Below are 12,621 nucleotides of genomic sequence, written 5' to 3' on the forward strand. Positions count from 1 at the left end.
CAGGCTTTTTTGCAATAAAAAAGGAACGCCTGTTATAATAAACAGTCGCTCCCAACAAAAACGTGATCCATACTTTGCCAAAGCTTCAGTGTTTTAACATCTAAGAAGGGGCTACTAGCCAGAACAATTTGTCATCACTAGAATTCGGTTTGCTTTACGGATAAGTGATCACTCTTGTGATTCCCTATACTGACCTGGTGACATTCCGGCCCATTTTTTAAACACACGTCTGAATGAAATGGCACTAGCATAACCCGCTTTCTCCGAAATATCCTGAACGCTTTCTTCCGTTTCAATCAACAGCTTCTGAGCGTATTCCATCCGTAGTGAAATCAGAAAATCACTGAAATTCTCACCGACCTCTTCTTTAAACAGTTGGCTCAAATATTTGGAATTGACTTGAAATTGGTCGCTTAGCAAGGTTAATGAGAGGTTGGGATCCGTAAAGTTCTCTGCCACAAAACTCCTTATTTCTTTCATTAGCACATGATGTCTTCGATTCTGTGAAAGCTCCTGTAGTTGCTCAACGATATGAGTAATCGATTGGCGATAACTTGTCTCAATCTGCTCCAGTATATCTGAGTGTTCTAGTGCTTGAAGCAAATCTGACTTTAGACTCATATTCCAATATTTATCTATCTCTGGCGCGATACCTTCTAATTCTCGCTCTAATTGAAAAACCAAATAATGCAGGATTCGATCAATCTCTTCCTTTGGTAACTGTTCACTTCTTATTGCTTGGAATAGATTCACCAAGTGATCCAACCATCCCGGTTCAGCAAGCCGGACCTGACGCACCATGGCTTGAATCCATTGTAAATAGGTAAACCATTCACCCGATGAACCCTCTTGAAACTCAACGGTGTCGATAATTTGATTAATACCAAGCGTAACCTTACGGTTGACAGCATGTGTAGCTTCTTGAAATGATCGACTGATCATACCTGCATCTACAGCTGATCCAATACCAAACGTAATTGTAAAATCCAGTTGATCCGCGATCCAAGAACGAATTTGCTCCGTTAACTTGAGTAAATGATGTTCATGATCCTGTTCTTCATCGGACATGTGGAGTAAGATAAGCCTATTTTTGGAAATCCACTCGATCATCACGCGATGTTTATTCTGTTCAGCGAATTCTATTACAACACTATTGATGACGAACTTAAATAAAGACTGATCTTTCTGATTGTATTTCAAACAAAATTGAACGTAATGATCCATTTCAAGAATCGCTGCAATAAACCGGGTACTCTCTTTAATCTCGAAATGCTCGCGCTCCTGCACCCACACATCCTTTTCTGCTTCGTACTCTCCGTTTAATAAGCTTTGCAAAAATTGCTGCCTTCGAATCGTTAAATCTTCAAGCTGTTTTTCTTGAAAAGCCATATTATTCGTAATCAAACGCTCAATCGCTTGATCAATAAAGGCGAACTCATTTTTGTTATTTTTCAAATCAGTTGGCTTCATTGTCGTTGAAAACATATCAATACGTTGTAAAATTGCTTCAATTGGCTTATAGTTTCGACGAGTTACATAAAAGGTTAATACAATGGCAAGTATGATGGCACAAAGAATAGCAAATATCCAAAAAACGCCACCATTTAATAAGATACTATAAAGCTTCCCACCTTTTATCTCTGTTTGATAAGTCCATCCCGTATAATCAGAAGAAACCTCAGCATGAACACCTTTATCACCTGAAGCAAAAGCAACTTCTGGTAAAAGAGGGGATTGCCCCGCATCATAAATTTGTGCATTAGTGAATTTGTGATCAATCATCTCATCGATAAATTTGGAAACTGCATCGACTTTTACATTGATGACCATATACCCGAGGCTACCCGTATTTAAAGGAATTTTCCTCCCTAAAGAAATAACTTTTTTGGACGGATCCGCCTCAATACCCCCAATTTTCAACCTTGGAGAGGCCCAATTAGATTCATAAGGCTGCTCGATCAAATCCTTCATATAGATCTGATCGGGAAATTCATCCAACGGACGAATTTTGTTTTGATCCAGAACTTGCTTATCTTTTGCTCGATATAAATAGACCGAATCAATGAAATTGTGTTGAACCATCATATCACTCAAAATATTCGAAGCCGCATAGTTCAATATGGGATCGGGAGGACTTTCCAGAAAAGATTGCAGCTTCATATCATTCTGAATGACTTTTCTGGCATCAGTATCAATTGTTTTTAAAGAATTATCAATCATATTGGCAACATACTCGGTCGTTACTTTGTTAGCTTGAATGGCATTACGAACATTTAACTCATTTAAAATCGTAATAAATATAAAAATTAGCACACTAATTGTGAGGAACAAAATAGGAAGATATGAAAACATCATGCGTTTGATATAAGTGTTATTTTTCATACTTAAATTCACCTGTTCCTTTTTAAATAGAGCAAGTCCCCCAGATAATAACCATCCAGGGAACTTTCGTTAGCTTCTTATTATTTTCTTTGGAAATTGCTTTTATTTAAGCCCTTTCAAGTTTATCTTAGTGAAGGAGCTTCTTCAAGTTCAAGCCCTAAAAAGCAGATCACCGTAAATAAAACGCTTCCATATACCTATGATATCTTCGATCTTCTTTAAGTGTTAGAAGCTAACACTACTATACGAGCAGAGTCCATTCCTTGCAACAAACTTATTTCAGTCTTGAAACAAATTTCCGAAATGCTTAATTTAAAGGTAATCCTCAGGGAATTAGTTTTTCAAATAATTCTCTAGACGCAATGAATTAGACTGCAGACCCTTCATATTCCTAGGACCTTCGGTCATTTTCCGGAGCACAACATTCACCGGGAGTACCGTACTCAGAAAGATAATATGGATCGCTGTTATAATTTACACATTATCCTCGAAGGCAAAGGCTTTCTACATACAGAAACAAAGACCTGCGAATTAACTCAGGGACAAGGCTTTCGAAATCTTAATATGAATTAATTGTATAGTTCATTTTAATAATTAATGGTTATTATCAGTCCTGAAGTAGCGCAATTGCATATTTTTTGGCGAATTATCCGTTGGTGTTGTGCAATATTTCAACCCAGCAATCTTCGTTAGTTCGATCTCATAAAATACAAAAGCCGCGATTTACGCGGCTCTTAATGGGTAATGTTCTTATCACTTTATATTCGACTTAATATTGATTGTAATGCTGAATGTGCGATACTAAATGTATGCAGACCGCCTTTCTCCAACTTCTCTACCCATTCAGGATGCTCGAGCTCTGCAAGACCTTTGAAATTCCCTAGATGCGGTTCAAGTGATAGAAACCCTTCAAAACCTTCAGCTTTTAGGCTGCTTAATACATCTTCTATACGTCCGATACCAACACCCGCTGGGACAACTCGTCCGTCTTCAATAGCATCTTTAATATGTACATATTTGATATATGGTTTCAACAATTGGAAAGCTTTGGGGAATACTTCAGTACCACATTGAATAAAGTTGGCAGGATCAAAAGCGCAAGCAAAGTGATCTGCTTCCAAACTCTTCATCAAGTCAAGGCAGCGTTCGACCTTATCACCATAGATGTCTTTCTCATTTTCATGTAATATCGTGATGCCACTTCCCTTAGCCACGTCGAGAATCGTTCCCAATCGATGAAGCACTTCTTCTCGGTATTTCGAGGGATCCTCATTTTGCGGCATGTGAAAGCTAAATATACGAATAAACGGGCTACTTAATGTATGCGCTGTTTCAAGAATTTGTTTGAACAACTCGAGATGAGACTTGAAATCGTCAGTAATTTTAATTTTCCCAATAGGTGAACCAATAGATGAAACTTGGATGCCAAAGGTCTCTAGTTGGCTTTTAACCCCTAAAATTTCTGCTTTAGTAAGCTTGGAAATATTTATCCCATTCACACCACGAATCTCGATATGACCAATGCCAAGCTCGGTTAATCCATTTAACTGTGTATTAAAATCCGCATCAATTTCATCAGCAAAGCCTGTTAGAGTAAATTTAGACAAATCGCATACCACCTTTTTATTTTATACTTAAAGTGTAACTTCTATTTTTTCAATAAAATTCAACTTTCTTGCTTGTTAGTTGTAATATCTTGCTGTATTCTTGAGAGCAAGGAGTTGATTAATAATAGAAATGAAGTATTCTTGGCAGCAATTACGTTATGTTTCGAGAGACCAATCATTTCGATTGCACCACATTAGAGATGAGAAACCCAATCAAAATAATTTTCGGCTACATTATGAAAAGGGGTACGAACTCTATCTGTTCCTAAGTGGATCGGGTAACTACACAATTGAAGGCAACATATATGATTTAGAGCCCTATTCCATACTTATGATGAATCCTAACGAGCTTCACCTACTTCAAATATCCGAAGATTTCCCCTATGAACGTATCGTTCTAACTTTCAGTGAGAGCTTCCTGCCACCTTTCCTGGTAACCGGCATTGATTTTTTTCGCACGTTAAAATATCGCAATCTTGGACAAAACAACCAACTTCATGCCGATAAAATAAAAAACAGCGAACTGCCCCATCTATTCGAAAAACTCCTAGCACTTCTTGAACATGAAAGCGCTGAAAATGAATTCGTAGCCAAATGTGTTATTGTACAGATACTCTCCACAATTAATAACTTAGCGGACAAAAATATTGAATTAAAAGAATTAAATAAAAAAGCGACTAAAATTGAACAAGTCCTTAATTTTATTAACTCCAATCTAGATCAATCTCTTAGTTTGGACGAATTGTCTAGTCAATTTTTTTTGACCAAGTATCACCTTTGTCGCGTATTCCGTGAAGCAACCGGATTTAGTATAAATCAGTACATAACTTACAAAAGAGTACGTAAGGCTGACGAATTGATCAAGCAAGGAATATCAATAACAAAAGCCTGTTATATGTCGGGCTTTAACTGTTACTCCAACTTTTATAAATCGTATCGTAAATTGACAGGTAAATCTCCAAAAGAAAGAACTAACTAAGAACGTTAGTTCTTTAGTAATTTAGCACTAAAAAACATACAGGAATGATTCCAGATTATTAAAGGTACAACTCTCTTATATCGTTTACAATATCAGACAGCTTAATCAAGCTCCCTCAATATCTTTCACCAATATAGCATTTCTGACAAATTAGCAAACGTAAAAGCTCTTTATTCCACAAAGTTGATCGATAGAGTTAAACAGGCTGCCGATCTGTCGGCAGCCTGTTATTCATTGCAATATTTACTTCTCGTCAGATTGCTCTAGATGAATAAATTTCGGCATTGTAAAAAAAGAGCGTATTATTAAATCCTCGTGCCCGGTCGCGAAATCTTGGTACATCACTGCGAATGTCAGCGTACTGCCAAATATAGGTGCCTGATATTTGCTTGTCCTTCCTGAAGTAATGATAAACCAACTCACCAGGGATGAAACGAACCTCGAGTAAATACGTCTATTCACAGCCTATAATGGATACACAAGGGAAAAGGTAATTTCATTACTGAAACAGGCTCTTTCGAGGTCGAATCCGGTATGCTCTCTTATATCCCACCTGGCAAAAAAGTGAGAATGATTACAAATAATGAATTTTCATTTCATCCAATAAGAGCGTTACTCAATATGGAAAAGCCGACAAATTACAAAAGGAGCCTAGCGCAAACAAGCCGCTTAGCTCCATTTCGATTTAACGCCTAACTATACTTCAACCGTATATTCATTAACGCCATAGTGAATACTATATAGCCCGTTTAATTTGATCGATGGCTTATATGATTCTAAACGAGTAACTGTACGTCCTTCGGGCAGAATCACATCTCGATAAATTTTAGTTTCAATAATTTCATCTGTTATCGACTTTATGTCAACAACGATGTCTACAATTTTTTTATCCCCTAAATTGAGCACGAGAACAGGTATCTCATCATCCGGTCCATAAACAATATCTACATTGCCACTGCCAGCTAATACATTTTGGAACACCATGCGATGCGCATAGTATGCCAATTTAGGCTGCCCATAGTAATCGATTAAGGGTTTTTGATATGTTCCTGTGTTTGGACCACCGCGCAAACAACACCAAGAAAAACCATCATAATCCAGCCAACGACTTTTACGGATTACTTCATAAGCTTCAAATGCTTGCCATGCTTGACTTGTCTTCCATTCATTAAAATCTAGGGTGCGACCAATAGAACCTTCTTCATATCGCCATTCATAACTTTTAACCTGATAGGTGGGCTTACCCTTATGAAGATCCCAATTCGGTTGACCTGCTGTTTCATCGTGTTCAAAATTAAAATAGGCTCTATATTTACTGTCAATAAAACTTTGAATATACGATGTTGTATCCATATAAGCAGGTAAATTTGGTTTCTCGACATTCGGCCATTGACGAAGAGCTGGCCATTCATTTCCGTACCCTAAAATATAATCCATATTACCTCTGCAGATTAATGGTGCAGTCCAGATTGGATCGCAATAATCAACTGGATTTCCTTCATAGTCAATAGTGCCACTATCATTATATGGATTTAAACGACGGCTATCTGCTGAAGGAGATATCAATCTACTAGTATCCAATGGAGTGATGGTATCATAAATCTTTTGATACATCTTCATTACAGTATTCCAATTTTTCCATGATGGATGATTGGTGGGTTGCCAGATAACAATTGAACAATGATTCCGTACTTGTTTGATGCAGGATGCCATACCATCAAGGTCTAAGTTAGTCGCTGAAGTAAGTCTTAGCCATGCAGATGTTTGCCAAACTAACATCATTCCTAATTGATCAGCATACTCACAAACACGAGGATCATTTATTCCTCCCATTCTCTCATCATGTACGCTCATCCTAAAGCCATTTCCGTTCATTTTACGTACCATGAGCATTTCTTCAATATAATATTCCGCTGGTGGACATTTTTCCCATGCAGCAATTGTATCCAGAGGGGGCCTTGCTCCAAACAATAGAGGAGCTCGCAAAAGTTCAGGCTTTCCGTTAATCTTAAAAATTCCACCATCTTGGGATACAGTCCGTATTCCTGTTGTAACTACATAATCGTCACATTTATTATGTTCACAATCATATAATTCAACGACAACTTTATATAAATTTGGATGTTCACTTGTCCATAAATTCGGAGAAGCAATCTCCAATATCCCTTCCGATGTCTCTGTCAAATTAGCATTGGTAATTGTACGCCAATTCCCTTCTGCGCTAACAGGTCCATCCTCAGGAAACCAGGGTAAAAGCTTCACACATACGTTATGATCAGTAACTTTTGATGAGCTTAGCCCTTTTTGAGTTTTTACAGAAACTCTAACTTTTTGAACTGCAGAGTATTCATTAATAGAATCTGTCCATGTAAATACATCTTCAATATAAATACTTGGAAGAAGATCTATATGCATACGACCTGCAAACCAACCTGTATACAAATCTGTATGTGAATGCGTCATCTTTTCCGAATCTTTAATTTTATCGCTGTAAACTTTTACAGCAATGAGATTATCGCCTGCTCTAAGGAATGACGTAATATCTAGTTTATGCATATATTCATCTTTAATTAATTCTGCAAGTTTGCCATTAATATAGAGTTCGCCGCCAGGTGTCAAGCTCTCAATGTATAACTCGGCATAAGGTGGTACTTTGTCAATGTGTACTTTTTTTCGCATGAAAATATCTTGACCTACATATCGTTCTCCGCCATGAACAATTGGCAATGTTCCAGTTAACCATCTGGCATTGTCATAATCGACTTGATTCCACCCCTCCATTTGAATTGGTGTTGTAAAGTCCTCATCCATATATGTTTCAATACTAAATGGTTCAAATTCGTTCTCTGTAAGACGTTTATAGTTTACACCCCTTACATAATCTATTTTCAATCCTTTGTTACCATAAACCACCCATTTTGTTATATTAGTTCTTGTTATATCAGAAAATCCAACAAAATCAGCCACCAAGTTATCATTTAAATAGAAATTATATTTTCTATTAACAAAATCAAGTTCAATTTTACAAGTAATGTCACCATCGATCGTAGGTAATGTAATTTTATTGTCTTCCGTTATATAGTAGGGATTTTTTTCAGAATCAAAACCAATGATTGCGGCTTCACCAAGCGAGTAAACAGAACCTTCAATACAATCGGCCTGAAGTTTCCACTCAAAAAAACATCTCCAATCCTGTAATGGCAAATCTATCTGAAAAGAAGTATCATCTCTAAAGCAAAGACAATTTTCGATTTTGCTAATATTTTCAATTTCTTTCCACTCTTGAAATTGATTAATTTGTTTTTTCTCTACTCCTGACTGATATCCAACCCAGGTCCATTCATCCAAAACGATTCTTTTTCTATGCTCAGGCACAGGTTGAGGTTTAATTTTACCTAAAACAGCATCCACTTCACTTGTAGTAACAATTGGGTTATATAAATCAAGATCCTTAAGGTTTTTCTCCATTTGATGGGCGTATTCATTTAGAAACGATATACGCTGCTCGGTATCAAGTACAGATGTTTCTCCTTTAAAATCTGTTTCTCCGTTTGCCTTCGCGTCACGACTGAAATATCGCAGTTCAAAACTCTTGGATATTGTTTTCATTTATTACTACTCCCTTCTATATCTCTTTGCCGATAAATTGAGCGCACTTCCCTAAATGCCAACTTAGGCTTTCGGTATTCGTTAACCAGGCCTTTATTGTTGAAGCCTCGTGCCCGATCCCGAAACCTGCGAGTGTCGCTACGGATATCTGCGAATTGCCAAATATATGTGCCAACAACGCTTTTATCCTTACGAAAAATCATCAGCGCCTTTTGTAGGATATCTGCCTGATAATCTTCACTGAATAATCGGCGATCTTCCCAGTTTACGTCCCCGAAAATACCTGCACCACCAAATTCAGCCAAAATAATTGGCTTATCTCCAGCACCAATTGATGCTGCATAAGTATGATATTTTTCCAAAAAGGGAGCAAATTCCTCAACTTCGCCATCGTACCAACCGTAATACTTGTTAATGCCGATTACATCAAACAAGGGTAGTGTCAAATCATTGAGCGCATGATGAGTAGCGTATGTGACCAGCCGACTCTCATCCATTTCGCGGACGCGATTGACCAGCAACCTAGTAAAATCGAGTCCTTCATCAGTATTCGTATCACATTCATTATGAACCGACCAAAATAACACACTGGGGTGATGATAGTTGTAATCAATCATTTCCTCCAGCATTCTAAGTGCTCGATTACGGACAACGGGATCAATCATATGGTTGACTTTATACTGCCAAAGTGGAATTTCACTCCAAAATATTATTCCGCGTTCGTCCAATAGATCTAGCCAGTATGCGCTTTGTGGATAATGTGATCCCCTTATGCTGTTGCAGCCGAGTTCCTCGATGATATCCAGATCTTTCCCCATCAGTTTTGGAGGAAACGCAAAGCCCCATTCTGGGTGCTCCTCATGCCGGTTAACACCCTGCAAGTAGAGCGGCTTTTCGTTTAACAATATTTGCTTATCCCTGACGCATACAGTACGGAATCCAATTCGATCAGCATAATCGTCATCGCCAGCTATCACACGTACCGTATAAAGCGACGGTTGATCAGGCTCCCACAAACTTAGATCTTTCCAAGCCTGCTGGATATTAACATGTATCTCAGTTTCCTCTTGTATAATAGCTTCATGTGTATGAACGATTTCTCCATTTAACGTGATCGTGATAGGCAGGCTATCGCTGCAGTTCTTCGTTAAAGCACGAATACCAACAGAAATATTGACATCTGCATCAGTACCTTTCAAGTTATAACCTATCCGTAAATTCTGAATATAAATGTTAGGCAATTGCTGAAGTTCAACAGATCGTAATATTCCACCATAGTGGAACCAATCAACACGTTGAAGAGGAATTGTCTGTTCGTTATGTGTATTGTCAGTACGAACGACGATTATGTGTTCCCCCGCTTCTAGTGCCGGCAGTATCACCTCAAACGGAGTAAAACTGCCATAATGTCCACCAACATGTAAACCGTCTACATATATATCAGCCTGACCGCTAACCGCATGGAATATGAGCCTTATATGCCCTTGCGTTTGAATTGCAAACGAAGTACGATACCATGCTGCACCTTCGTAATCATACAGACCGATTTCATTGTTCCAACAACCTGGTACATGGATCCTACGACTTTTTTCGGGAAATCGTTGGAACCATTCTTCCTTTTCCCCCTGATTTTCTGGATCTGTAACAAAATCCCAGTGTCCGTCCAACAAAGAATTCACTCTCATCGTATGCTGTGAAAACGTTCGAATCATTTGCACTGCCTCCATTTCCATTTATCCATTTTGTCTATATTGTCCGGGCGTAATCCCTTCGTATTTCTTAAATACCCGAATGAAGGAATTACTGTTCAAATAGCCTATCTGTTCCGAAACCGCTTGTACCGAGGCATCTTCCTGCAAAAGAAGCTTTTTAGCCAGTCCAACGCGATACTGATTAATATAGTCAATAACATTAGTGCCTGTCTGTTCTTTAAAAAACTTCGATACATAACTCGGGTGAAGGGCAAAGTGCTCAGCTATACGAGTTAGTCCCAAGTTTACGTCATGATAATACAGATGAATGAACGATCGAATTTGATCTTTAAGCTCAAAATTTTGAGATTTCTTTCCTTGCACAACAATTTGACATACCAACTCAAGGATAAATCTCATTTCAAACTCAATTTCCTCCAGGGAACCACACTGAAAAAGACGCTTGATAAGATCTGATCTTTGCAACTTGGTATTTCCTTCATCAAGCTTGATTACTTCCGTTGCCTTCAGCACAGTTCCGATCAACTCATACATTAGACATTTTGCTAGTTCAATGGACAATGTACCGCCAGAAAAATTCGTCATAAAGATTTCATTCATAACTTCCGATGATTTCTTGTAGTCACCGTATGCAATAAAATTTAACAATTGCCGCTCTAGATCAAGTGGATAGTAGAGTTCCTCTTTTGGTTTCTTAACTTGATCATAAGAAATGATAGTACTGTTTCCCATTATGAGCTTGTATTCCAGGGCTTTCAGCGCTTCTTGATAACATAAAGGGATCTCTGATTGTGCGGTATGAATATCGCTTATCCCGACAGAGAAATAAAAATGAAATTTGGAGTGAATAAACTGCTGAGCTTCCTGGACCAAAGTGATTAATCGATTCATCCCCTGATCCGTAAACTCATTGGTATTAACCAAACAAGCCATTAATCCGTCTACTTCAGCAAAATAACTGACATGTTGACGATTCAAAAGTTCCCCCACAATGTTGGTTAAGATCAAGTTCACAAAACGATGTTCTTTCTCCACATCTTCGAGTGCATCGGCTCGAAATAGCTTTTTATAATCCTCAATATCAAACAGAAGAACAGAAAATCCTTCCATCTGAAAATGAATCCCATATGACTCGAGCTGTGCCTTAAAATCGACTCCCGAATCCGTTCTCCCTTTCAGAAGACGGCTCAATTGGTTGTCGCGGATAGTCAATTCTTGCTCTTTCAGCTTGGACTCGGTACGATCCTGATCTTCCAGCGTCTTAGTCAATACTGACTCCAAAATATTAAACTCATTTTTCGAGTAATCCTTATCCATACTCAATCTCGCTCTTTGTGAAACAATATTCATGATTTTCCCGACTGGTCGATAATTTCTTCGAGTAAACCAATATACAACAATTCCACCAAATCCTATCCCAAACAGAAGGCCAATAATCGTAAAATCACGGATATTGGTCATTTTCTTGGCATAAACCCTGGTTGGTGTAATCGTTATATACTTCCAATCTGTCGCATCGGAGGAAGTATGAGAGATCATGACGGGTTCCCCGTTCCAAACTCCGGTTGTTGCTCCAGTCGGATTTTGCCATAGTGAAGAATCAATTGTGTAGGGATTCATATCTGGACGTGTTGAAAATAGAACTTGATTCTCTCGGTTTAATACAAACACGATACTCTCATTTTCCAGTTTGACACTTGCTATTGATTGTTGAATACGTGCATTATCCAAGATAATGAAAAGTGTGGCGATGCGATCTTGTGACGGTAGAGCAGGAATGGACTGGACAAATACAAGAGATTCTTGGATTTGTCGATTGTCCTCAAGGACTTTTGTCTTAAGAAATTCCCCACTGTGGGGCTGCTCTAAAAATTGTGTCCACTCCTGTTTACTGAGTCCGGTATTTTTATGATAGCTATTATAAAGAAGTTCGCCATCCATTAAGCTCCCGGATGTCAAACCTTTATTGGCTTGAGGGATATATATATATAAGTCATGAATAAATCCGTTGGAGACACGAATCATGCCAAAGTTGCGAATAAATTCGAGTGCTGATAAAAGCCAAATACTATTTGCGTCAGTGGCATTATACAAGAAGCTTGTCAGTTTACTGTCGATTGACATCTGCATACCAATGCGGCGAATATCATTAATTTGCCCATCTATGACCTGTTCGACTTGATTCAGTAGTGCCATGTTAGACCGATTTACTTCTGACTCTAAAATATGACGAGATTGAAAAAAAATCACAATACTTATCAGGATTGGAATCAATAAAATAATTAAGTAGGAAATCGTCCATGACACCAGAATGCTTCTCATTTTCATGCTT

The 12,621-nt window shown here is 38.1% G+C and carries 6 protein-coding genes; 1 reads left to right on the forward strand and 5 read right to left on the reverse strand.

What is annotated here, in order from left to right; genetic code table 11:
• Nucleotides 1-168 precede the first annotated feature (168 nt).
• Together AC58UX_RS09055 and AC58UX_RS09060 are read right to left on the reverse strand one after the other, a co-directional pair.
• Nucleotides 169-2,382, reverse strand: coding sequence for a helix-turn-helix domain-containing protein (locus tag AC58UX_RS09055; RefSeq protein ID WP_497251610.1), 2,214 nt, complete (start codon nt 2,380-2,382; stop codon nt 169-171).
• Nucleotides 2,383-3,140: 758 nt separating this feature from the next.
• The gene (locus AC58UX_RS09060; RefSeq protein ID WP_497251612.1) at nt 3,141-3,989 is read right to left on the reverse strand and encodes a sugar phosphate isomerase/epimerase family protein; all 849 of its coding nucleotides are present in this window, start codon (nt 3,987-3,989) and stop codon (nt 3,141-3,143) included.
• Between the two features lie 130 nt (nt 3,990-4,119).
• On the opposite strand from AC58UX_RS09060, the gene AC58UX_RS09065 reads away from it, so the two are divergent.
• A complete protein-coding gene (locus tag AC58UX_RS09065; protein WP_497251614.1) occupies nt 4,120-4,968 on the forward strand; it encodes an AraC family ligand binding domain-containing protein in 849 nt (282 codons plus the stop codon).
• A 696-nt stretch (nt 4,969-5,664) separates the two neighbouring features.
• On the opposite strand, the gene AC58UX_RS09070 is transcribed toward AC58UX_RS09065, so the two are convergent.
• The 3 genes from AC58UX_RS09070 to AC58UX_RS09080 are packed head-to-tail and all read right to left on the reverse strand — an operon-like array spanning nt 5,665 to nt 12,617.
• Nucleotides 5,665-8,577, reverse strand: a complete 2,913-nt coding sequence (locus AC58UX_RS09070) for a glycoside hydrolase family 2 protein (protein ID WP_497251616.1) — start codon at nt 8,575-8,577, stop codon at nt 5,665-5,667.
• Nucleotides 8,574-10,289, reverse strand: a complete 1,716-nt coding sequence (locus tag AC58UX_RS09075) for a glycoside hydrolase family 2 protein (protein ID WP_497251618.1) — start codon at nt 10,287-10,289, stop codon at nt 8,574-8,576. The genes AC58UX_RS09070 and AC58UX_RS09075 overlap by 4 nt, the downstream gene beginning before the upstream one ends.
• A gap of 21 nt (nt 10,290-10,310) precedes the next feature.
• Complete coding sequence (locus AC58UX_RS09080; protein ID WP_497251620.1) at nt 10,311-12,617, reverse strand: helix-turn-helix domain-containing protein; 2,307 nt, start codon at nt 12,615-12,617, stop codon at nt 10,311-10,313.
• Between the last annotated feature and the right edge of the window lie 4 nt (nt 12,618-12,621).

The organism is Paenibacillus sp. J22P90, assembly GCF_059692195.1.

What these genes read in the sequence shown, in the direction of transcription:
- AC58UX_RS09065 (WP_497251614.1), top strand. Translation starts at nt 4,120, where the DNA reads ATGAAGTATTCTTGGCAGCAATTACGTTATGTTTCGAGAGACCAATCA.
- AC58UX_RS09080 (WP_497251620.1), bottom strand. Translation starts at nt 12,617, where the DNA reads ATGAAAATGAGAAGCATTCTGGTGTCATGGACGATTTCCTACTTAATT.
- AC58UX_RS09075 (WP_497251618.1), bottom strand. Translation starts at nt 10,289, where the DNA reads ATGATTCGAACGTTTTCACAGCATACGATGAGAGTGAATTCTTTGTTG.
- AC58UX_RS09070 (WP_497251616.1), bottom strand. Translation starts at nt 8,577, where the DNA reads ATGAAAACAATATCCAAGAGTTTTGAACTGCGATATTTCAGTCGTGAC.
- AC58UX_RS09055 (WP_497251610.1), bottom strand. Translation starts at nt 2,382, where the DNA reads ATGAAAAATAACACTTATATCAAACGCATGATGTTTTCATATCTTCCT.